Origin of the sequence: Pseudomonas sp. SORT22, from assembly GCF_018417635.1 — a bacterium.
Lineage (GTDB): Bacteria > Pseudomonadota > Gammaproteobacteria > Pseudomonadales > Pseudomonadaceae > Aquipseudomonas.
Genome location: NZ_CP071007.1, coordinates 4,765,969 through 4,786,790 on the forward strand (window position 1 = coordinate 4,765,969; position 20,822 = coordinate 4,786,790).

Below are 20,822 nucleotides of genomic sequence, written 5' to 3' on the forward strand. Positions count from 1 at the left end.
CCGTGCCTGCCTGTTCGTACCCGGCCGGCGGCGATGCCCATGGAGCTCTCGACTGACAGGGATAATCGCATGACCACCAGCAGCACCTACCCCGAAACCGCCCAGGCCAGCCCCGGCAACTCGCCGGCACGGGTTGCCACCGCCAGCTTCATCGGCACCGCCATCGAGTTCTACGACTTCTACGTGTACGCCACTGCGGCGGCGCTGGTGATCGGCCCGGTGTTCTTCCCGCAGACCTCCGGCACCGCGCAGATGCTCTCGGCGTTCCTTACTTTCGGCATCGCCTTCCTGGCCCGGCCCCTGGGTTCGGCGCTGTTCGGTCACTTTGGCGACCGTATCGGCCGTAAATCGACCCTGGTCGCATCCTTGCTGCTGATGGGTGTGTGTACCACCTTGATTGGCGTGCTGCCTGGCTACGACAGCATTGGCGCCTGGGCGCCGATCCTGCTTTGCGTGTTGCGCTTCGGCCAGGGGCTTGGACTTGGCGGTGAATGGGGCGGCGCGGCGTTGCTGGCCACCGAGAACGCGCCCAGGGGCAAGCGCGCCTGGTTCGGCATGTTCCCGCAGCTAGGCCCTTCGATCGGTTTTCTGGCGGCCAACGGCCTGTTCCTGACCCTGGCCATGCTGCTGACCGATGAGCAATTCCGCAGTTGGGGCTGGCGCATTCCGTTCCTGCTCAGCGCCGTACTGGTGATGGTCGGCCTGTATGTGCGCCTGAAGCTCGAAGAAACCCCGGTCTTCGCCAAGGCCGTGGCTCGCCACGAGCGGGTGAAGATGCCGGTGGTCGAGCTCTTCGCCCAGTACTGGGCCCCCACCCTGCTGGGCGCGGCGGCCATGGTGGTGTGCTATGCGCTGTTTTACATCTCGACGGTGTTCTCGCTCAGCTATGGCGTCTCGACCTTGGGTTACAGTCGCGAGACCTTCCTCGGCCTGCTGTGCTTCGCGGTGCTGTTCATGGCCCTGGCCACGCCACTGTCGGCCTGGCTCAGCGACCGTTACGGGCGCAAGCCGGTGCTGATTGTCGGCGCTGTGCTGGCCATTGCCTCGGGCTTTACCATGGAGCCGCTGCTGACCTCGGGTTCGACCACGGGGGTGGCATTGTTCCTGGCCATCGAGCTGTTTTTGATGGGCGTGACCTTTGCGCCGATGGGCGCCTTGCTGCCTGAGCTGTTCCCCACTCACGTGCGTTACACCGGGGCGTCGGCAGCCTACAACCTGGGCGGGATCGTCGGCGCCTCGGCGGCACCGTTCTTTGCCCAGAAGCTGGTGGTCATGGGCGGTTTGAGCTGGGTCGGCGGCTATGTCTCGGCGGCAGCTGTGCTGAGCCTGATTGCGGTGTTGTGCCTGAAAGAGACGCGCCACTCGGAGCTGTAAAATCATCGCGGGGCAAGCCCGCTCCTACCGGTGTAGGAGCGGGCTTGCCCCGCGATTGCTTAGAACTCTACCTTGACCGCCTGCGAAGCACGGGTGGCCTTGGCCCGGGCGGCTTCGATCGACTCGTCGCGAGCCAGGCATACGCCCATACGCCGCTGGCCGTTGACCTCAGGCTTGCCGAACAGGCGAATGGCGGTATCCGGCTCGCTCAGGGCAGCGCCGAGGTTGGCGAAGGCGGTCTGCTGCGACTGGCCTTCCACCAGGATCACCGCCGACGCCGACGGGCCGAACTGACGGATCAGCGGGATCGGCAAGCCCAGGATCGCCCGCGCATGCAGGGCGAACTGCGACAGGTCCTGGGAGATCAGGGTCACCAGGCCGGTGTCATGCGGACGTGGCGAGACTTCGCTGAACCACACCTGGTCGCCTTTGACGAACAGCTCGACACCGAACAGGCCGCGGCCGCCCAGCGCCTCGGTCACCGCTTTGGCCACCCGCTCGGATTCAGCCAGGGCCACCGGGCTCATCGCCTGCGGCTGCCAGGACTCCTGGTAATCGCCCTTCTCCTGACGGTGGCCGACCGGCGCGCAGAAGGTGGTGCCGCCGACATGACGAACGGTCAGCAGGGTGATTTCGTAGTCGAAATCAATAAAGCCTTCGATGATCACCCGGCCCTTGCCGGCACGCCCGCCTTCCTGGGCATAGTCCCAGGCCTTTTGCACGTCGTCAGTGCCGCGCAGCAGGCTCTGGCCCTTGCCCGACGAGCTCATCACCGGCTTGACCACGCACGGGAAGCCGAGGTCGTCGACGGCCTTGGCGTATTCCTCGAAGGTGTCGGCGAAATGGTACGGCGAGGTCGGCAGGTCGAGCTCTTCGGCGGCCAGGCGACGGATGCCTTCGCGGTTCATGGTCAATTGCGCGGCGCGGGCGGTCGGCACCACGGTGAAACCTTCGTTTTCCAGCTCGACCAGGGTCGCGGTGGCAATGGCTTCGATTTCCGGGACGATGTAGTGCGGCTTCTCGGCCTCGATCACTGCCCGCAGGGCGGCGCCGTCGAGCATGTTGATCACGTGGCTGCGATGGGCCACCTGCATGGCCGGGGCATTGGCGTAACGGTCCACGGCAATCACTTCAACACCCAGGCGTTGCAGCTCGATCACCACTTCCTTGCCCAGCTCGCCGCAGCCACAGAGCAGTACGCGGGTCGCGGTCGGCGACAATGGGGTTCCGATACGGGTCATTTCAGGTCCTCAGAGGGAAGAACATCCTGGGCCGCCCCGTACTCGGTGCAACCCGGTGAAAAGGAGCGCCATTTTACATGAACCGTGCTCAGCCGGTGACCACCCGCTTGCGCGCGCGCCAGGCCATGGCCAGCCAGACCACGGTGACCCCGGCGAATTTCGAGGCCATGGCGGTGCCGACCACGGCCGGGGTCAGGGCGCCGATCATGCCGAAGAAGATAAAGGTGTCGATCGGAATGCTCAGCGCCGAACTCAGCCACAGGCGATCGTGCAGCGGCCGCTTGGTGATGGTGAACACCAGCCAGTCGATCAGCTCGGACACCGCGAAGGCAGTGGCGCTGGCCAGGGCGATGGCCGGCTCCGAGGTGATGTAGGACAGCACCAGGGCCGCCAGCATGGCCAGCAGCGCGCCGTGGCCGAAGCGGGTCTGGACCATGTCGCGCAGGATGAACACCAGCCCGCCCCAGGCGGACCAGATGACGTCCAGGTGCGGGGCACTGGAGAAGGCGTAGTTGATCAGCACTACGCTGCTGATATAGGCAATCAGAAAGAACATGGGATCGACCGCTGGGTAAGCGCTACAGGGTACTGCAGCGCTTGCCGGCGGCCAAGCGGCGGATCATGCGCCGACGCTGAAGATCAGCCCGGCCGCGACCGCGCGCTCGTGGCACAGCTTGAGCACCTGGCGCCGCTCGCTGTTGTCCATCCGCCCCCAGCGGGTGATTTCAGCGGCGCTGCGTTGGCAGCCGGTGCAGATATCGGCGTCATCCAGCGCGCAGATCTGCACACAGGGCGAGGCCACCGGGCGTTCAGGCGTGCTCATCAATCCTCCTGCGGGGCCAGGTCGCGGGCATAACGCTCGGCGTTGTGCACGTAGTGGGCGGCACTGGCTTCAAGCATCTTCTTTTGCGCCTCGGTCAGTTCGCGCACCACCTTGCCCGGCGAGCCCATCACCAGCGAGCCGTCAGGTATTTCCTTGCCTTCGGGGATCAGCGCGTTGGCGCCGATGATGCAGTACTTGCCGATCCGCGCACCGTTGAGGATCACCGCGTTGATGCCGACCAGGCTGTGGTCGCCGACCGTGCAGCCGTGAAGCATGGCGTTGTGGCCGACGGTCACGCCCTTGCCCAAGGTCAGCGGCGAGCCCATGTCGGTGTGCATCACCGTGCCGTCCTGGACGTTGCTGTTCTCGCCAATGTCGATCAGCTCGTTATCGCCGCGCAACACCGCGCCGAACCAGACGTTGGCGCCGGCCTGCAGGCGTACCTTGCCGATCAGCGTGGCAGTCGGCGCAACCCAGCTGCGCGGATGGGTTTCGACCCGCAGGTCGCCCAGACGGTATTTCATGCGTGGATCCTCACGGTGCGGCGTGGCTGGCGGGTGGTCCCGCTCAAATGGGGGTAAAGCGTTCAGGCGGCTGATGCAGGCTGATGTTGGCATCGTAAAGCAAGTTGACCAGCTCGACGATCATGATCGCCGACAGCCCCCAGATCTTGTACTCGCCATAGCGGTAGCTGGGCACGTACCAACTGCGGCCCTGATAATCGATACGGTGGGTATGGTCACGCGGGTCCTGGCGAAAGAACTCCAGCGGCACGGTGAACACCGCAGCGATCTCGGCGTCGTTGGCGTGGTATTCGACAAAATCCGGAATCAGGCCGACGAAAGGCGTCACTTTCAGCCCATGCAGCGAGATCAGCGGGCTCAACGGGCCGATGATCTCCACCAGGCCCGGCGGCAGGCCGATTTCTTCTTCGGCTTCACGCAGGGCGGTGAAGATCAGGTCGGGGTCTTCCGGATCGCGGCGACCACCGGGGAAGGCCACCTCGCCGCCGTGGGTCGACAAGCCCTTGGCGCGCAGGGTCAACACCAGCTCCGGCTCTTCGCTGCGGGTGATGGGCAATAACACAGCGGCCTCGGGAAAACGTCGGTCCGTCTCCAGGGTACTCGGCGTATGACTGCTCACGCGGCGAAGTAGCTCGTCCAGCATTGCTCTCTCTCGATTCCAAAGCCTGTCGTGCATGATGCACCAAAGCCGCGGGCCGCCCAAGTCCCGGCGACGATCCGGCTTGCGGCCGCAGGGACAGTGGCGCCAAGATAGGCGCACCTAACAGGAATAAAAGCATGAAATTCTGCAGTGCGTGCGGCAATCAGGTGATTCAGCGTATTCCCGAGGGCGATACCCGCCTGCGCTATGTCTGCGATCACTGCCAGACCATTCATTACCAGAACCCCAACATTGTCGCCGGGGTGCTGCCGACCTGTGGCAGCCGGGTGCTGTTGTGCCGCCGCGCCATCGAACCGCGCCGGGGCTACTGGACCTTGCCCGCCGGGTTCATGGAGAACGGAGAAACCATCGAACAGGCCGCGCGCCGGGAAACCGATGAAGAAGCCTGCGCCCGCGTAGGCGGCATGAGCCTCTACCAACTGTTCGACCTGCCGCACATCAACCAGGTGCACGTGTTCTTTCGCGCCGAGCTTGCCGACCTGGACTTTGCCGTCGGCGTCGAGAGCCTGGAAGTGCGGCTTTTCGACGAAAGTGAAATCCCGTGGGACGAGCTGGCTTTCCGCACCGTCAGTCGTACCCTAGAATGCTATTATCGTGACCGCATCGAGCAGCGCTTCCCGATCGGCAATGAATGCCTGTCACCCATGCTCGTCTCGTCACCCAACACCTAGCTTTTTCAGGGATATCGTTTCATGCGCTGGTTGCTTGCCCTTTTCTGCCTCAGTGTGGCTTCGATGTCCCAGGCGGGTTTCACCGAAACCATCATCACCCGGCCGGTCGACCAGACCGCGCCTTCGCCACTGCAACCGCAAGCGCCCAAGCCTGCGCTGATCGACAAGATCCTGGTGATCAAGTCCGAACGTCGTTTACAGCTGATCAGCGCCGGCACGCCGCTGAAAACCTACCGCATCTCCCTGGGCAAGCAACCCAAGGGCGCCAAGCTGCGCGAAGGCGACAAGCGCACCCCCGAAGGCTTCTACTGGATCGACTGGCGCAAGCAGAGCGACCGCTACAACCTGGCCATGCACGTGTCCTACCCGAATATCACCGACGCCGCCCGCGCCCGTCGTGAAGGCGTTCCGCCGGGCGGGATGATCATGATCCACGGCACGCCGCTGAGCGAGGAATACCCGGAAGAAGTCTTCCACACCCTCGACTGGACCGAAGGCTGCATCGCCATGACCAACCGCGACATGCGTGAAGTGTGGAACATGGTCCCGGACGGCACCATGATCGAGATCCGCCCCTGATCGCCCCTTAAGGCGCTTCCGGCAAGCACGTCGGAAGCTTCCCTCGCAACTCAGGCTTCGGCCCTACTCGTCTACCGGCTCGGTAGCGCATCTATTCGAATAGTAGCGTCCATAGAATCCACGCATCTGGATACCACCTGGACGCTACTGCATGCCCTGTTCACTCAGCATTGTCGCTGCACGCCTTGTCATCCGGCCTTCGGCCCTCTTTGTTGTGCTGTTGATGGTGCGTCCCGCCAGTGCTCATGAACACCTGGGCATTCAGCCGCTACGCGAACAGCGTCTGCAACTGGAACAACTCGAGCAACGTCAACGCCTGCGCAAGCTGCAACGTGGCGATGAATTGGCCGAACCGGCCAGCCAAGCACCAGCCGCCACCGAGGCCTCGCCCTGCTGGCCGCTGAACGGCGTGCGCCTGGCTGGCAACCGGCAACTCGACTCGGCAGAGCTGGCAGCCAGCGTGCGACCGCTGATGACGCCATGCATGGACGTGGCACGGATCAACCTGATCCTCAAAACCATCACCGAGCAGTATGTGCAAGCCGGCTACCTGACCAGCCGCCCCTACCTGAGCCAGCCGCCGCAAGCAGGCGCGACTCTGGACATCGAGGTCGTCGAGGGCTTTGTCGAGTCGATCGAGCTGGCCGACCCCGACTTGCCGCTGTCACTGCACAGCGCATTCCCGTCCCTGCTCGGCCAGCCCTTGCGCCTGAGCGAACTGGAACAGGGCATGGACCAGCTGAACCGGCTGCGGGCCTTCGACCTGGGCGCCGACCTGCTGCCCGGCGAGCTGCAAGGCGGCACCCGCATCCTCATCACGCCGCGGCAGATCAACCCGCGCTGGCGCCTGGGCAGCAGCTTCGACAACCGCGGCAGCGAACTGACCGGGCGCGAGCGGGTCGGCGCCAGCCTGACCCTGGACAGCCCGTTGCAACTCAATGACTACAGCCAGCTGTCGCTTACCTCGACGCTCGGTTCCGGCGCCAGTTACAGCCGCGGCTACGGCCTGTACTACAGCATTCCCTACGGCCCCTGGACCTACGCGCTCAACCTCAACCAGCTGCAGTACCAGGCGCAACTGCCGGGCCGGCGCGAGCGCAGCAGTGGCCAGAGCGGGTTCTACGGCCTGAGCCTTGAACGCAACCTGTGGCGCAACCAGCACGGGCTGCTCAGCGCCAGCCTGCGCCTGGACCAGAAGCGCCTGGACAACCGCCTGGCCGGGCAACGCCTGCACGTGCAAAGCCCGACCCTTACCAGCCTGGAAGCAGGCCTGAACCTGCTGTGGCTCGACGCCAACCTGTGGAGTGCCTACCTGGGCATTGCCCAGGGCCTGGACTGGTTTGGCGCCGATACTGCGCCGCTGGCCAGCAACGCGCCGCAGCCGCAGTTTCGCAAGTACCGCGCAAGCGCCCTGCACCTGCGCCAGGGCCGTGACCCGGCCTGGCCCTGGCGTTGGCAGAGCGAACTGAACCTGCAGTACAGCGCCGACGCTCTGCCGGCAGTCGAGCAATTGCTGCTCAGCGACAACAGTGCCGTGCGCGGCTTTCGCCAACAGGTGGCGGCTGGTGCTAGCGGCGCCGCGTGGCGCAACACCCTGAGCCAGCCGTTGGCCCTGAACCTGCCCGCCGGGCTAGTGATTCGCCCGCAACTGGGCCTGGACCTGGGCTGGAGCAAATTCGACCACGGCCGCGCCGCACAGCGCCTGGCCGGCGCCCATGCCGGCCTTGAACTTAGCCTGCCCGACAGCCTGCTCAAGCTTGACTACCAACGCGCGCTGCACGCCAGCAACACCCGCCGCCAGGACCTGGAGCCCGGCTACTGGCTGCTGGAGTGGGTACTGAACATCTGAAGTCCACAACAAAAAAGAGAAGACCGTGATGCCCAAGACGCCCTCCCCCGCTGTACAACGGCGCAGGCTCAATCGCCTGCGCTGGATAATCGCCTTGAGTCTGATGAGCCCGGGCATTGGCCTTGCCGCCAACGGCCTGCAAGCGGCAGCCGGGGTTGCCGGTACGCCGCTGATCACCGATCGGCATGGCGTGCCGGTGATCGATATCGTCGCGCCCAACGCCAGTGGCCTGTCGCACAACCAGTTTCTCGATTACAACGTCAACAAATCCGGGTTGGTGTTGAACAACGCCCTGCAGGCCGGGCAATCGCAACTGGCCGGCGCCCTGGCCGCCAACCCGCAGTTCCAGGGCCAGGCCGCCTCGACCATTCTCAATGAAGTGATCAGCCGCAACGCCTCGCGCATTGCCGGCCCACAGGAAATCTTCGGTCGCCCGGCCGACTACATCCTGGCCAACCCCAATGGCATCACCCTCAACGGTGGCAGCTTCATCAACACCACCCGTGCAGGCTTTCTGGTCGGTACGGTCGAGCTGCAAGACCAGCGCCTCAAGTACCTCGATACCCGTACCGCCAGCGGCACCCTGGAGGTCCTCGGCGTCGGCCAGAGCAACCACTACGGAGCTCTCGAACTGATCGCCCCACGCATCGACAGCCGCGGCGCGCTCGCGGCGCGCGACGACTTGAGCCTGGTGGTCGGGCGCAACCGCATCGACGCCACCGACGGCCAGGTCATCGAGCACCTGGCGGCGCCGGCTGGCAGTATCGATGCCAGCCTGTTTGGCGCCATGCAAGCCGGGCGCATCCGTATCCTCAGCACCGCGGCGGGCGCCGGTGTGCGCATGGCCAGCAGCCAGTTGCAAGCCCGCGACGGGATCGCCATAGACGCTGCCGGCACCCTGGAGATCAGCGCCGTACGCGCCCAGGCGCAACAGGTAAACATCAAGGCCGGCAAGAACCTCACCCTCAATGCCCAGGCTCGGGAAAACATCAGCCGCGAACAGCAGAACCGCAAAGAAAAGTGGGGGCTCATCACCACCGAAACCTACGAGCGCGAAAGCACCCGCACCGAGCGCCAACAGGTCGGCAGCCAGATCAAGGCCAGCCAGGACATCAACCTGCAGGCGGGCGGCGACCTGCGCATGGTCGCCGCCAGCGTCGAGGCCGGTGGCGACCTGTCGGTCAAGGCGGGCCAGAACCTGACCATCAGCGCCGGCGTCGACAGCCTGCAGGTCGATGAAAAAATCCGCCACCGCAAACACCTGTGGCGCGGTGACAAGGACAGCAACAGCTACCAGGAAAGCGTCAAGGCCAGTGTTCTGTCCGGCCAGCAGGTTTCCCTGGCGTCCAAAGGCAACACGCAGATACTGGGCAGCGCCCTGAGCAGCGCCGGCGACATGAACCTCAAGGCCGGCAAGCTGGAGGTCGCCAGCATCGCACTGAGCAACGACGAAAACACCCGCAACTACAGTGGCGACCTGGTCTCCGGCAGCTTCTTCGGCAAGAACGGCCAGACCGAAGCCAAGGGCCAACAGGGTAGTGCCAGTAACCTTCAGGCTGAAGGTGCATTGACCGTGGTGGCTGACCAGGTGCAAATCAAAGGCTCAAAGGTGCAAGCCAAAGGCGATGCACTGTTGCTCAGTGAAAAAGCCCGGCTGTCGGTCGAAGCGACACACAATGCGTCCAGCGTCGAGCAACGCGAGAGCGACAGCAAACTGTTCGGCCTGATCGCCGAGAAAAGCCAGCGCCAGGAACACCGCCAGCAAGTGCTGAGCAGCGACCTGGCCTCTGCCAGCAACCTGCGCCTGGCCAGCGCCGATGACCTGCAGGTGATCGGGTCAAGGCTTCAGGCCGGCAAGCAATTGCACCTGCAGGCGCAAAACGCCATCGATGTGCGCAGTGCCGAACAACTGCAGACCGTCAGCGAACAAAACCGGCAACAGGGCTTCACTGCCAATGCCAGCCAGACCCAGGACGCCATCGACGGCAAGCCCGACTCGCACCAGTACACGGCTTCGGTGGGTTACGCCGTGGTCAACACCGACACGCAGGCATCCCACCTCAAGCAGGTTGCCAGCGAGCTCAAGGGCGCAGGCGTTGCACTCGAAAGTGCTAAAGCCATCGACATCACGGGCTCCAGCATTGAGGCGCTCGCCGGTGACCTTCAGTTGGATGGTCGCACTGTCACCGTAAGCGCAGCTCGCGAGCTACAGTCGCAGCAGACCACCACCGGCGAAAGTGGCGGCGGCCTGCGGGTCAGTGGCGGCATCGATGCTGTTGGCAGCGCCTTCGAAGGCTACTACAGGCGCCAGGAGGTCGATGAACGCGCAAGCCAGGCGCAACGCAGCAGCCTGAGCGCCACTGGCGATCTGCGCGTGACTGCCGACACGCTGGTCAACGAGGCTGCCCGCCTGACAGCTGGCCGGTCGCTGGAGCTGCAGGCCGGCAGCGTGGACAATCGCGCCGTCGACGATACCCGCGAATCAAAACAGACCCAGACCCACTGGCAAGCCAGCCTCGGCGCCAGCCTGGTGTACAAGGACCTGACCCGCCCGGTGGAGAACCTGGTTACCGGTAAAGAAGCCAGTCGCTTCCAGCAGGCATCAATCGAAGACGCCCTGGCCCCGCCAACGCTGGGCGCTGATCTTGAGTTCAAACACCTCAATCGCGAGCAAACCACGCGCAGCAGCACCGCGCAGGTCACCGAACTCACGGGCCAGCGTATCAACCTCAAGGCCGGCAGCCTCGACGATGCCGGCACCCAGTACCGGGCCAGCCAGGGGCCTTTGTCGATCCAGGCGCAAAACCACCGCTTCGTCGCCGCCCAGGACAGCACCAGCACAGGTGTCGAGCGCCTGGATGTGGACGCTGCGGTGCGCGTCGAAACCAGCACCGGCAGCGATATCAACCTGCGTCTTTCCGGCAAGGGTGGCTCGCTGCTGACCGACAACAGCACGCAAACCGCACGCCCTGGCAGCCTCTATGGGCAAACCGGCATCCAGGTGCAACTGGGCAGTGATGGCCTGTACGAAGGCACGCGCTTCAATGCCGGCGACGGCTCGCTTGAAATAACGGCCAAGGGTGACCTGAGCCTTGCCCAGGCCAACGATCAACAGCGCCAACAGTTGAACAAACTCGACGGCAACGGCTGGTTCAAGGCAGGCAACGCACCGGCGGGCAGTGCCCTGGAGTTTCGCGGCTACCTTGACCAGAGCAAACTGGACAGTCTCGATACCCAGGCCCGCGTGGTAGAGATAGACGCCAAAGGCAAAGTGCAACTGCAGGCCGATGGTGCCCTCGAGCTTGTGGGTGGACGCATCGGCAGCAGCGCGGCCAAGGTCGCCGATATCGAGCTGCAAAGCGCGGGTGCGCTGAAAGTCAGCGCTGCCACTGATACCCACAAGGCTCAAGGCAGCAACATCGGCGGCGGCCTGGAATTGCTCGGTAAAAGCACCAGCAATGGCAAAGGCGGTGGCCTGGGTGGCCACTTCGGCACGGGCCGGGTCGATGAAGCCAGTACCACGGCCAGCGGGGCCAACTGGTTTGCCAGGGAGCAACTGCTGTTGAGCAGCACCGCCAGTCAGGACGATGCGCTGACGCTGCAAGGCGTCAAGGCCTCGGCAAACCGGGTCGCCATCAGCGCCAGCGAAGGCGGCGTGCTGATCGAGGCCGCAGGCAGCAGCGAACGGCGCAACAACCTCGACATCACCGCCGGTGCCGGCCTCAACGCCGCGCCAGGGGCGACGTCGAAAGAGGCCAAACGCGGGCTGTATGCCCGCGGGCAGGTGAACATCGACAACGCCGACAATCTCACCTTCGCCAACAGCCAATGGCGCGCCGGCCAGATCAGCCTGGCCAGCCTGAGCGACACGCGCCTTGACGGTGTGCGCCTGGATGCCGGGCGCATCGACGGCCAGGTCGGCGGCGACCTGCACGTCGCCAGCCGCCAGGACCGGGTCAATCAGTTGAACGTGCAGGTGGATGCGCGCTTGAGCCAGGAAAAGAACCCACAGGGCTATATCAACGCCGCCAACGCGGTGGCCGGCCCGCTGGCTGACAAGGTCGGTAAACCGGTCGGCGGCGCGTTGCAGAAAGTCGACCCGAAGACCTCACCCACCTTCACCCTCAAGGTCGAGCACACCCAGCGCGACACCGTCGCCAGCCAGAGCGCGCTCAACGGCCGCGACGGCATCGACCTTGAGGTCGGCGGCGCCGTGCGCCTCTCCGGCGCCAGCCTGCAAGCGAACAAGGGCAAGGTGCAGTTGGGCGGTGCCGCCGTCACCGAGCAGAACGTGCAGGGGCGCGATTACTATCGCCAGGTGGGCATCAACGCCTCGAACGCACCGGTCGACCTGGTCAGCGGCCTGATCGATGTCTACGGCTCCGGCGCCAACAGCAACGCAGGAGAAAAGCCGTTGGACCTCGGTTTCCTGCGCACCAGCGGGCATGATCGCAGCACCAGTCTGGCCTCGAGCATAACGGAGGGCAGCAAGCCGCGCTGAGGCCGCCTGCCGGTCACCACTTGAGGGTGCGGCTGATGCCGGTTGCATCCGCCTTGAGCCAGCCGGCCGCCAGCAACACCGGGTACAGGGCGGTACCCGGTGTCATCTCGCCCTGCAGCTTCGCGCGCCGGGCGAGTAGGTCGGCATCCAGCTCGGCCTGATGCTGCCCCTGCAACTGCAACCGCGCCAGCAGATGCATGCCTGCCGAGCAATCAATGCGCACATGGCCCGCCCCCAAGGGCAGCGCCCAGGGCGCGTCCATGGCCAGACCGTCGACACTGATCTCGCCCTGGCTGCCTCGACACTGTCGACCGCTGCCCTGCACGTCGATCCGCCCGCTCCACTCACCCGTCAGCCGATAGGACGAAGGCGTCGTGAGTGTAGGCTGCATTGGCTCTACTGCCGCCCGCCAGTTCCACGGCCAGCCAGCGACCTGTACCTGCCAGCTTTGCCCCTGGAACCCAAGCTCGACCTGCGCCTGCAGACGCCAGGGCTGCCAGTGCCAAGCGACCGGCCCCACCTGCCCCAGCCGTTGCGCCTGGCCTTGCCAGAGGCTGCCGGAGACGCCTTCGGCGGCAACGGGTGCGAGCAGCCAGTTCGCCGGCAAAGCGGCCGACAGGCTCAACACGAACACCAGGGCGAACCCGCCCGCGCGCTTCATTGTTGCAACTCCAGCTCGAAGCTCATACCTGACTCGCCCTGCTCCAGCGACCAGCGCAGCGGGCGCACGCCTTCGCGCTGTACAGCCAGTAGCCAGCGCTGCACACCTTGCTCATCGGCGGCACGGCCCTTGATCTGCCAACTGTGGTTTTCCGCCAGCACTTCATTGAGGGCAATACTGTGTGCCTGCGCCGATTGCTGCAGTTGCTCGGCACTGAAGCGCGTCTGCACCTGCAGGCTGGCCGCCGAGCGGGCCAGGGCTTGCCACTGCCGTGCGTCCTGCAAGCGCGCCGTGCCTTCACGAACGATCAAGGTGACAAGCAATACGCCTACCATCACCCAGGCTGCCGGCATCAACCAGCGGCGCTGCAGCCATGCACTCATGAGACAGCTCCCAGGTCGAACACCAGTTGCAGTTGGCCTTCGCCCGTGCTTGCTGCAACCGCCACGCCAACCTGCCGGGCGATGGCCTGCCAGGTTGCCGCCTCGGGTGCCTGGTCGCCACGCAGGCGCAGGGTCCAGCGTTGTCCGTCAAAGCCACTGGCGCTGACATGCCAACCGGGTTGTGCCTGCAACCATTGCTGCACCGCCATCTGCAACTGCTCGATCTGACGCAGGCGCAAGTGGCGATCCGCCTCGGCCTGGCGCTGACGCTTGAGGAGCTGGGCTGCCTGGCGAGGTGAAGTGACCGGCCCGGTGACCGCCACCACTTGCGCCTTGTAGACCTCGTTCTGGCGCCATTGCTGGGCCAGCCACAGGCCGCTGCAGACCAGCCCCAACAGCGCGCAGGCGGCCATCAGGCGCCATTGCCCGGGAGCCATGGCAACGCGCAGCCGCATCTGCCGCGCCGGGTGCAGAGCAAACAGGCTGGGCAAAGGCTCCAACGCGGCCAACCGCGCTGGCCAGGCCGCTTCAAACATTTCGGGTTGCAGGCTTGGCCAGGGAGCCGGCAAGTTCGATCCAAGCAGCGTCGGCCAGGCCAGCCAATGCTGGCGTGAGAGTTCGGTTACCCCCTTGAGCAACAGCAGGTCCGGGCTGCGCTGCCAGCACAGGGCGGTACCCGCTGGAGTGTCTGCCAGCAACTGAAACTCGGCCCAGCAGCGCTCGACGCTCAAGCCCCAGTCGGCGCACTGGCCCAACCATTGTTCGAGCAAAGCCTGATCGACGCTGACCAGCTCCAGTTGATTGCCCTGACGTGAAACACAGCCACAACGAATCGACTCGGCCGGTTGCAGCAAACGCTCTTCAAGCAGCAAAGGCCACTCATCACGCTTGAGCCCCGGCGGCGCCGCAAGCTGGCTATGGCTGCAGTGGTTACCGGGCAGAATCAGCGCCACGCGCGCGCCGTCCGGGCTGGGCGGTTCGCCCTCGCCGGCTTCGCGCCTGCCGTCGGCCAGGCGCAACCAGCTCCAGGGCGCTTGCCCCACACCAGGGCGCAGCAGCAACCAGTTGCTTTCGCGTGGTGTTTGCCAGCGTTCAAGCCATTTCATCAGGGTGCCTCCGGCAGGGCGAAGGTACAGACATAAGGTGCTCCATCACGCTTGAACTCAAGGCGCACACCGCGATCCGGGGCGGACCGCTCGGCAGAAGGAAAGGCCAGCCAGCGGCCCGATTGAAAAAACGCAAAGCTTGGCGCCGTGACCTGATCGAGCTGTTCACGTTGACGCCATTGAGGCTTACCCACCGCATACAGGTCGGACGAGGTTTCCAGCAGCAGGCGTTGCCCGCGTGCGTCGTAGCTCAGGCGTTGACGCTGCAGGCGCGAGCCGCCCTCGGCTTGCGGCCAGGCACTGCGGGCCACCCATTGCAACTGCAGGGTGGCGGGTTGCCAGTCGAGCCAGTTGATCGCCAGGGGCAGACGTTGCTCATAGAGCTGGCGCAACACCGTGGAGTCGAAACGCCGCTCCAGGGCCAGGCAGAAATCCAGCACCGGCGAGCCCGGGGCAGGTTGCTGCAAGCGCTCGCGCATACCGGCCCAGGCATTGACCAGCGCCGCCAGCAAGATCCCCAGCACCGCGGTCAGGGCCAGGGCCACCAGCAGTTCAAGCAAGGTCAGGCCCTGCTGGCGGCGCTTCATGGGCGCACCAGAAAGATACGGTACTGGCCGAGCGGATCGCGCCCGTCTCGGTCGGCAAACAGGTGCAATTGCCCTCGGCGCAGGTTGCGCACGCCGGTCGAGGTCAACTGCAGTTGCCAGTGACACTGGCCATCGCCTTGCTGCAATTGCCCGGCGGCGCTGCTTTGCAGCGGCCAGAACCGCTCGACGGCAAACCGCGCCTGCAGCTCGCGCGCACAGAACACCCCCAGGCGGTGGTGCTGCACGCTCTGCTGCACCGCCAGACGTTGGCGCAACACCTGGCTGGTCATGATTGCCAGGGCGGCGGCAATCCCCAGGGCCACCGTCACCTCAAGCAGGGTGAAGCCGCGTTGTGCGCGCTTCACAGCGGCGTCCTGTGCAACTGGCCGGCGCTGCTCCATTGCCAACGCTGGGTGCCTTCGGGCCAATGCCAGTTCAAGGTGGCGCTGCGGGCAACCCCGGAGGGCGTGAACACCAGGCGTGGCTCGCGGCTGGCAGGCCAGTCGGCGTGCAGCGTTGCCGGCCAGTCAGCGAAATCGACGGGCTCGACCTGCCAGCGCTCGGCGACCCGGCGGACAAATTCGGGGCGGCTGCCATTCCAGCGCAAGCCGCGAATCTCGCCCCCGTGCAGCGCCAGCTCAGCCTGCTGGCGGCTGGCTCCGGCCAGGCGCTCAAGGGCCTGCTGCACCGGCGCCTTGCCGCTGTCGAGCCAGGCAATGCTCAAGGTGCTCATCAGCCCGGCGATCAGCAGCACCACAAGCATCTCCAGCAGGGTAAAACCACGCTCGTTGCGCATCCTTAAAGGTTCCAGTTACCCAGGTCGGCATCGATACCTTCGCCGCCCTCGACGCCGTCGGCGCCCAACGAGTAGATATCGATGCGCCCGTGCTGGCCGGGGGCGCGGTACTGATAGGCAGTGCCCCAGGGGTCCTGCGGCAGGCGGCGGATGTAACCGTCGGCGCGCCAGGCGCGCGGCAGCGGCTCTGCCGTCGGTTTGCTGACCAGCGCCGCCAGGCCCTGCTCGGCCGAAGGGAAACGCAGGTTGTCGAGACGGTACATGTCCAGCGCCTGCTCCAGGGTCGACAGGTCGGCCATGACCTTCTGCTTCATGGCCTTGTCCTGGCTGCCGAGCACGCTCGGAGCGACCACGGCGATCAACAGGCCGATGATGAAGATCACCACCATGATTTCCATCAAGGTAAAACCGCGTTGACGCGTGCGTGGGCTGTGCATGGTCTTGCTCCTTTTCAAAGTGTCAGGCCCTGGTTGAGCTGCATGATCGGCAACAGCACGGCGAGGACGATGAACAGCACCACCGCGCCCATCACCAGGATCATCAGCGGCTCGAACAAGGCCATGGCGCTGTCGACCTGGCGGGCGAAGCCACGCTCCTGGTTGTCGGCGACCCGTTCGAGCATGTCTGGCAAGGTGCCGCTGGCTTCGCCACTGGCGACCATGTTCAGCAGCAACGGCGGGAAGTGCCCACTGGCATCCAGCGCCCGGTGCAGGCTGACCCCGCCCTGCACATCGCTGCTGACCCGTTGCAGGGCCAGGTGGATGTGCCGGTTGTTGACCGTGGCGGTGGCCACTTGCAGGGCTTCGAGCAGCGGTACGCCGCTGCCGCATAGAATCGCCAGGCTGCGCGACAGCCGCGCGCTCTCCAGCACCGCCAGCAAGTTGCCGATCCGCGGCAGGCGCAGCAGCAGGTCGTCGCGGCGCAAACGCCAGTGCGGGCGGCGCAACAGCCAGGCGCCGAGCAGCGAGGCCGACACAGTGCCGAGCAGCAACCAGGGCCCGAGCAACACCAGCAGGTCGCTGATACCGATCAGCAGCGAAGTGATCCACGGCAGGCTCTGCCCGGAGTGAGCGAACTGCTCGGTAAGCTTGGGCACCACGAAGGTCATCAGGCCAACCACCACCGCCAGCGACACCCCCATTAACACACAGGGATAGATCAGCGCCGTACGTGCCTTGTGCTGCTGGCGTTGAACCTGTTCGAGGTGCTCGGCCAGACGCTCCAGCACTTGCGCCAGGCGCCCGGAACGCTCGCCGGCCTCGACCAGTGCGCAGTACAACCCGGAGAACAGGCCGCCCTGGCGCGCCAGGCTGCGGGCCAGGCTCAGGCCTTCGGCGAGCGATCCGCGCACCGCCACCAGCAGGTTGCGCAGGGCCGGTTCCACCAGTTGCCGCTCCAGGGTCGCCAGGGCATCCACCAAGGGAATGCCGGCGCCGGTGAGGGTCGCCAGTTGCCGGGTCAGCTCGCACAACTGGGCGCGGTTGACCCGCTGGCGGCGCGGCTGTTGAGTGGCCGCATCGTGGCGTTGCAACTGCCGGGTGAACAGCCCTTGCCCACGCAACAGCTGGCGGGCATGGCGCTCGCTGTCGGCCTGGATGCTGGCCTTGCGTGCCCGGCCGCTGAGGTCGACCGCTTGGTAACGAAAGGTCGGCATGGGTTAGCCCTGCACCGCGCGCAGCACTTCGGCGAGGCTGGTATCGCCGCGGCGCAGGCACTCGCTGGCCATGCCGGCAAGGCTCTGGCGGCGCCCGGCCTGATGCTCGTGCATGGCCACTTCACTGGCGCCGTCGTACAGCAGGGCGATCAGCCCGGCGTCCAGCTCGATGAATTCGTACAGACCGAGGCGGCCACGATAGCCGCTGCTCTGGCACTGCTCGCAACCGACGGCATGGAAGGTCTCGCTCAGCTCCGCCAGCTCCGGCCACAGCTGCCGCTCAGCCGCCTGCAAGGGTTGCGGCCGCGCACAGCTGCACAGGCGCCGCACCAGGCGCTGGGCCATGACCCCACGCAGGCACGAGGCGATCAGGAACGGCTCGATACCCATGTCACGCAGGCGCGTCACCGCCCCCACGGCGCTGTTGGTGTGCAGGGTCGAGAGCACCAGGTGGCCGGTGAGGCTGGCTTGCACGGCGATCTGCGCGGTCTCGCGGTCGCGGATTTCGCCGAGCATGATCACGTCCGGGTCCTGGCGCAGGATCGCCCGCAGGCCGGTGGCGAAGGTCAGCCCGGCGCGGGGGTTGATGGCGGTCTGGCCGATGCCGGCGATGGCGTACTCGACCGGGTCTTCGACGGTGAGGATGTTGCGGCTGCCATCGTTGAGGCTATTGAGGCTGGCGTACAGCGTGGTGGTCTTGCCCGAGCCGGTCGGCCCGGTGCTCAGGACGATACCGTTGGGCCGCGCCAGGCAGCCACGCAAGCCCTGCTCCACCGCTGCCGGCATGCCGAGGTTGACCAGCGCCAGCAGGCTGGCCTGCTTGTCGAGCACACGCATCACCACCCGCTCGCCGTGGATACCGGGCAGGGTCGAGACCCGCACGTCCACCTCTCGCCCGGCTGCGCGCAGGGTGATGCGCCCATCCTGAGGCTGGCGTTTCTCGGCGATGTCCAGGCGGGCCATGACCTTGATCCGCGACACCAGCATCGCCGACAGTGCGCGCGGCGGGCGCAGCACTTCGCGCAAGTGGCCGTCGATGCGCAAACGTACCACCAGGCTCTGCTCGAAGGTCTCGATATGAATGTCCGAGGCCTGCAGGCGCAAGGCCTGGGCAAACAGGCCGTTGATCAGGCGAATCACCGGCGCTTCGTCGTCGCTTTCGAGCAGGTCTTCGATGCGCGGCATTTCGCTCATCAGGCCGTCGAGGTCGACCTGTTCACCGATGCCCTCGATCAGCGCGGCGGTGGCGCCTTCACCGGCCTGGTACAACTGCCCCAGGCGGCTGTCGAAACTGGCGCTGTCGAGGTGGCAGACTTCATCCGGCTGACCCTGCACGCGCAGCAGTTCCTGCAACTGGTCGCTGTCGGCATCGCTGCGCAGCCACAGGCTCCAGCCCGTCGCCAAAGGCGCCACGGCAAGGCCGGCCTGGCGGGCCAGGCGATAGGGCAACAACTCCATCACCAGACACCCTCGTCGAGGCGCTGACGGCTGGCCGGAAAGGCCTGCAACAGCTTGCCGTCATCGCTGATGGCCGGCAGCTTCAGGGCAGTGTCCTGCTGCAGGTTGCGGTATTTCTCGGTGCTCAGGCTGGCCAGGCTCGGGCCGTCGCGCAGGATGCGTGGGCGAATGAACACCATCAGGTTCTGCTTCACGCCCTGGTGGCCGGAGGAACTGAACAGCCGCCCCAGCCAGGGAATATCACCGAGCAACGGCACTTTCTGATTACTCGAGGTGACCTCGTCGCTGATCAGCCCGCCGAGGATCACCAGGCCGTTATCCTCGACCATGACCTTGGTCTTGATCTCGCGCTTGTTGGTGATCACATCGCTGGCCGAAGCGTTGTCGGCAATCGACGAGACCTCCTGGACGATGTCCAGGCGCACGGTGTTGTCGATGTTGATCTGCGGCTTGATGCGCAGCTTGACCCCGACTTCCTTGCGCTCGATGGTCTGGTACGGGTTGGTGTTGTCCTGGGTCACGGAGCCGGTGACGAAGGGCACTTCCTGGCCGACCAGGATCGACGCTTCGGCGTTGTCCAGGGTCAGCAGGGTTGGCGTCGACAACAGGTTGAAGCCGCTTTTGCTCTTCAGCGCATTGACCAGCACGGCGAAGTTGAAACCGCCGCCGAAGTTGCCAAAGCCTGCGGTCAGGCCGTTGGTGCCTGACAGCAGCTTGGCCAGCGCGGCGTTGTCCTTGCCCGCTGCAGCCCCGGCGATGGCGGCGATGCTCGGGCCGCTGCTGCCGAAGTTGACCGTACCGGCGCCGAACTTCTCATCGGCGAACAGCCACTGCACCCCCAGCTCTTCGGCGCGTGAATCCGAGACTTCGGCAATGATCGCCTCGACCACCACCTGCGCGCGGCGCACGTCCAGTTGCTCGACGATGTTGCGATACGCCGCCAGCTCGCTGTCGGGGCCGACCATGACCACGGCGTTGGTGCCTTCTTCATATTCCAGGCGAATCCCCGAGCTGCTCACCGGCATCGGCGCCTTGTCGTCCTTGCCGCCCTCGCCGTTGGCGGCTGGCAGGGTGTCCTGGCTGAGGCTGCGCAGCACCTTGACCACTTCGCTGGCATTGGCGTGGCGCAGGTAGATCACCTGGGTGTTGGAGCTGCGCAGGTTATCGCCGGGGCGGTCCAGTTGCGCCAACAAGGCGCGCACCCGCTCACGGCTGTCGGCACTGCCGCGCACCAGCAACGCATTGCTGCGCGGGTCGGCCACCACCTGGGCGCTGTCGGCGCCCTGCTCGCGGGCCAGCAACTGGCTGATCAACTTGCTGGTGTCGTTGGCGCTGGCATGCTGCAGCGGCATCACCTGCATCGGCTCGTCACTGACCTGGTCGAGCTGCAGCAGCAGGCTGTCGATGCGTTCCAGGTTGCTGCGCCAGTCGGTGATCACCAGCAGGTTGGCCGCAGGGTACGGGGTGATCACCCCGACCCGGGGATCGATCAGCGGCTTGAGGATGCCCAGTAATTGCTCGCTGGCGGCGTTGCGTACATTGAACACACGGGTGGCGACCCCGTCGCTGCCTTGCGCCGGTTTGCCCGCCGTCTCCACCGGTACCGGCTCAAGCCGCGCGGCCTGGTCGGGGACGATCTTGACGCTGCCGTTGGGCAGGTCGACGGCGGCGAAACCCTGGGCGCGCAACTGGGCCAGGAAGATGTCGTAGATCGCGTCGCTGTCATGGCGATCGACCGTGCGCACGGTGACCTTACCTTTCACCCGTGGATCGACGATGAAGGTGGTGCCGGTAATTTGCGAGACGCTGTCGATGAACTCGCTGAGCTCGGTGTCGACGAAATTGACTTCGTATAACGGCGTCTCGTTGTCATCCAGCGCCACCGGCTCTTCGGCCCAGGCCAGGTTGAGGCCCAGGCTCAGCACGCTGGCCAGGCAGAGTCTTGCGATCATCA

Annotated in this window: 20 protein-coding genes; 5 read left to right on the forward strand and 15 right to left on the reverse strand. The window is 65.5% G+C overall.

Annotated features, from left to right (window positions below; all coding sequences use genetic code 11):
* Positions 1-69: 69 nt before the first annotated feature.
* Positions 70-1,374 carry an MFS transporter gene (locus JYG36_RS21865; protein WP_213602247.1) on the forward strand — a complete coding sequence of 435 codons (1,305 nt, stop codon included), beginning with the start codon at positions 70-72 and terminating at the stop codon, positions 1,372-1,374.
* Positions 1,375-1,433: 59 nt separating this feature from the next.
* On the opposite strand, the gene purT is transcribed toward JYG36_RS21865, so the two are convergent.
* From purT to JYG36_RS21890, 5 genes are all read right to left on the reverse strand, one after another.
* The gene (purT, locus tag JYG36_RS21870; RefSeq protein WP_213602248.1) at positions 1,434-2,615 is read right to left on the reverse strand and encodes a formate-dependent phosphoribosylglycinamide formyltransferase; all 1,182 of its coding nucleotides are present in this window, start codon (positions 2,613-2,615) and stop codon (positions 1,434-1,436) included.
* 88 nt (positions 2,616-2,703) lie between these two features.
* The gene (locus tag JYG36_RS21875; protein WP_093386864.1) at positions 2,704-3,171 is read right to left on the reverse strand and encodes a 7-cyano-7-deazaguanine/7-aminomethyl-7-deazaguanine transporter; all 468 of its coding nucleotides are present in this window, start codon (positions 3,169-3,171) and stop codon (positions 2,704-2,706) included.
* A 63-nt stretch (positions 3,172-3,234) separates the two neighbouring features.
* On the reverse strand, positions 3,235-3,438 hold the full coding sequence (locus tag JYG36_RS21880; RefSeq protein WP_045196539.1) for a DUF1289 domain-containing protein: 204 nt from the start codon (positions 3,436-3,438) through the stop codon (positions 3,235-3,237).
* Entirely contained in the window at positions 3,438-3,962 is a 525-nt protein-coding gene (locus tag JYG36_RS21885) for a gamma carbonic anhydrase family protein (protein ID WP_045196537.1), read from the reverse strand. The genes JYG36_RS21880 and JYG36_RS21885 overlap by 1 nt, the downstream gene beginning before the upstream one ends.
* Before the next feature lie 43 nt (positions 3,963-4,005).
* Positions 4,006-4,605, reverse strand: a complete 600-nt coding sequence (locus tag JYG36_RS21890) for a CoA pyrophosphatase (RefSeq protein WP_213602250.1) — start codon at positions 4,603-4,605, stop codon at positions 4,006-4,008.
* A gap of 134 nt (positions 4,606-4,739) precedes the next feature.
* Between JYG36_RS21890 and JYG36_RS21895 the strand changes: the two genes are divergently transcribed.
* The 4 genes from JYG36_RS21895 (at position 4,740) to JYG36_RS21910 (ending at position 12,223) form a co-directional block, all read left to right on the forward strand.
* Positions 4,740-5,294 (forward strand): NUDIX hydrolase, encoded by a 555-nt coding sequence (locus JYG36_RS21895; protein WP_213602252.1) that lies wholly within the window; start codon positions 4,740-4,742, stop codon positions 5,292-5,294.
* A gap of 21 nt (positions 5,295-5,315) precedes the next feature.
* Entirely contained in the window at positions 5,316-5,873 is a 558-nt protein-coding gene (locus JYG36_RS21900) for a L,D-transpeptidase family protein (RefSeq protein WP_045196533.1), read from the forward strand.
* A gap of 151 nt (positions 5,874-6,024) precedes the next feature.
* Positions 6,025-7,722, forward strand: a complete 1,698-nt coding sequence (locus tag JYG36_RS21905) for a ShlB/FhaC/HecB family hemolysin secretion/activation protein (RefSeq protein ID WP_502937489.1) — start codon at positions 6,025-6,027, stop codon at positions 7,720-7,722.
* Between the two features lie 28 nt (positions 7,723-7,750).
* Entirely contained in the window at positions 7,751-12,223 is a 4,473-nt protein-coding gene (locus JYG36_RS21910; RefSeq protein WP_213602256.1) for a hemagglutinin repeat-containing protein, read from the forward strand.
* A gap of 13 nt (positions 12,224-12,236) precedes the next feature.
* Here JYG36_RS21910 and gspN read toward each other — a convergent pair whose 3' ends face one another.
* Genes gspN through gspD form a run of 10 tightly spaced genes read right to left on the reverse strand, consistent with a single transcriptional unit; the run spans position 12,237 to position 20,820 of the window.
* On the reverse strand, positions 12,237-12,884 hold the full coding sequence (gene gspN, locus JYG36_RS21915; RefSeq protein WP_213602258.1) for a type II secretion system protein N: 648 nt from the start codon (positions 12,882-12,884) through the stop codon (positions 12,237-12,239).
* Positions 12,881-13,267: a type II secretion system protein GspM gene (gene gspM / locus JYG36_RS21920; protein WP_213602260.1), complete on the reverse strand. Its 387-nt coding sequence runs from the start codon at positions 13,265-13,267 to the stop codon at positions 12,881-12,883. Before gspM ends, gspN begins: the two co-directional genes overlap by 4 nt.
* Positions 13,264-14,373: a GspL/Epsl periplasmic domain-containing protein gene (locus tag JYG36_RS21925; protein WP_213602262.1), complete on the reverse strand. Its 1,110-nt coding sequence runs from the start codon at positions 14,371-14,373 to the stop codon at positions 13,264-13,266. Before JYG36_RS21925 ends, gspM begins: the two co-directional genes overlap by 4 nt.
* The gene (locus JYG36_RS21930; protein WP_045196522.1) at positions 14,373-14,960 is read right to left on the reverse strand and encodes a prepilin-type N-terminal cleavage/methylation domain-containing protein; all 588 of its coding nucleotides are present in this window, start codon (positions 14,958-14,960) and stop codon (positions 14,373-14,375) included. The genes JYG36_RS21925 and JYG36_RS21930 overlap by 1 nt, the downstream gene beginning before the upstream one ends.
* Entirely contained in the window at positions 14,957-15,325 is a 369-nt protein-coding gene (locus tag JYG36_RS21935) for a type II secretion system protein GspI (RefSeq protein WP_045196520.1), read from the reverse strand. Before JYG36_RS21935 ends, JYG36_RS21930 begins: the two co-directional genes overlap by 4 nt.
* Positions 15,322-15,756 carry a prepilin-type N-terminal cleavage/methylation domain-containing protein gene (locus tag JYG36_RS21940; protein ID WP_213602264.1) on the reverse strand — a complete coding sequence of 145 codons (435 nt, stop codon included), beginning with the start codon at positions 15,754-15,756 and terminating at the stop codon, positions 15,322-15,324. Before JYG36_RS21940 ends, JYG36_RS21935 begins: the two co-directional genes overlap by 4 nt.
* Before the next feature lie 2 nt (positions 15,757-15,758).
* The gene (gene gspG, locus JYG36_RS21945; RefSeq protein ID WP_093386906.1) at positions 15,759-16,193 is read right to left on the reverse strand and encodes a type II secretion system major pseudopilin GspG; all 435 of its coding nucleotides are present in this window, start codon (positions 16,191-16,193) and stop codon (positions 15,759-15,761) included.
* A gap of 14 nt (positions 16,194-16,207) precedes the next feature.
* Positions 16,208-17,410: a type II secretion system inner membrane protein GspF gene (gene gspF, locus JYG36_RS21950; RefSeq protein WP_213602266.1), complete on the reverse strand. Its 1,203-nt coding sequence runs from the start codon at positions 17,408-17,410 to the stop codon at positions 16,208-16,210.
* Positions 17,411-17,413: 3 nt separating this feature from the next.
* Positions 17,414-18,862, reverse strand: a complete 1,449-nt coding sequence (locus tag JYG36_RS21955; RefSeq protein WP_213604470.1) for a GspE/PulE family protein — start codon at positions 18,860-18,862, stop codon at positions 17,414-17,416.
* Between the two features lie 5 nt (positions 18,863-18,867).
* Positions 18,868-20,820, reverse strand: a complete 1,953-nt coding sequence (gene gspD / locus JYG36_RS21960; protein WP_213602268.1) for a type II secretion system secretin GspD — start codon at positions 20,818-20,820, stop codon at positions 18,868-18,870.
* Between the last annotated feature and the right edge of the window lie 2 nt (positions 20,821-20,822).

What these genes read in the sequence shown, in the direction of transcription:
- JYG36_RS21865 (WP_213602247.1), top strand. Translation starts at nt 70, where the DNA reads ATGACCACCAGCAGCACCTACCCCGAAACCGCCCAGGCCAGCCCCGGC.
- purT (WP_213602248.1), bottom strand. Translation starts at nt 2,615, where the DNA reads ATGACCCGTATCGGAACCCCATTGTCGCCGACCGCGACCCGCGTACTG.
- JYG36_RS21875 (WP_093386864.1), bottom strand. Translation starts at nt 3,171, where the DNA reads ATGTTCTTTCTGATTGCCTATATCAGCAGCGTAGTGCTGATCAACTAC.
- JYG36_RS21880 (WP_045196539.1), bottom strand. Translation starts at nt 3,438, where the DNA reads ATGAGCACGCCTGAACGCCCGGTGGCCTCGCCCTGTGTGCAGATCTGC.
- JYG36_RS21885 (WP_045196537.1), bottom strand. Translation starts at nt 3,962, where the DNA reads ATGAAATACCGTCTGGGCGACCTGCGGGTCGAAACCCATCCGCGCAGC.
- JYG36_RS21890 (WP_213602250.1), bottom strand. Translation starts at nt 4,605, where the DNA reads ATGCTGGACGAGCTACTTCGCCGCGTGAGCAGTCATACGCCGAGTACC.
- JYG36_RS21895 (WP_213602252.1), top strand. Translation starts at nt 4,740, where the DNA reads ATGAAATTCTGCAGTGCGTGCGGCAATCAGGTGATTCAGCGTATTCCC.
- JYG36_RS21900 (WP_045196533.1), top strand. Translation starts at nt 5,316, where the DNA reads ATGCGCTGGTTGCTTGCCCTTTTCTGCCTCAGTGTGGCTTCGATGTCC.
- JYG36_RS21905 (WP_502937489.1), top strand. Translation starts at nt 6,025, where the DNA reads ATGCCCTGTTCACTCAGCATTGTCGCTGCACGCCTTGTCATCCGGCCT.
- JYG36_RS21910 (WP_213602256.1), top strand. Translation starts at nt 7,751, where the DNA reads ATGCCCAAGACGCCCTCCCCCGCTGTACAACGGCGCAGGCTCAATCGC.
- gspN (WP_213602258.1), bottom strand. Translation starts at nt 12,884, where the DNA reads ATGAAGCGCGCGGGCGGGTTCGCCCTGGTGTTCGTGTTGAGCCTGTCG.
- gspM (WP_213602260.1), bottom strand. Translation starts at nt 13,267, where the DNA reads ATGAGTGCATGGCTGCAGCGCCGCTGGTTGATGCCGGCAGCCTGGGTG.
- JYG36_RS21925 (WP_213602262.1), bottom strand. Translation starts at nt 14,373, where the DNA reads ATGAAATGGCTTGAACGCTGGCAAACACCACGCGAAAGCAACTGGTTG.
- JYG36_RS21930 (WP_045196522.1), bottom strand. Translation starts at nt 14,960, where the DNA reads ATGAAGCGCCGCCAGCAGGGCCTGACCTTGCTTGAACTGCTGGTGGCC.
- JYG36_RS21940 (WP_213602264.1), bottom strand. Translation starts at nt 15,756, where the DNA reads ATGCGCAACGAGCGTGGTTTTACCCTGCTGGAGATGCTTGTGGTGCTG.
- gspG (WP_093386906.1), bottom strand. Translation starts at nt 16,193, where the DNA reads ATGCACAGCCCACGCACGCGTCAACGCGGTTTTACCTTGATGGAAATC.
- gspF (WP_213602266.1), bottom strand. Translation starts at nt 17,410, where the DNA reads ATGCCGACCTTTCGTTACCAAGCGGTCGACCTCAGCGGCCGGGCACGC.
- gspD (WP_213602268.1), bottom strand. Translation starts at nt 20,820, where the DNA reads ATGATCGCAAGACTCTGCCTGGCCAGCGTGCTGAGCCTGGGCCTCAAC.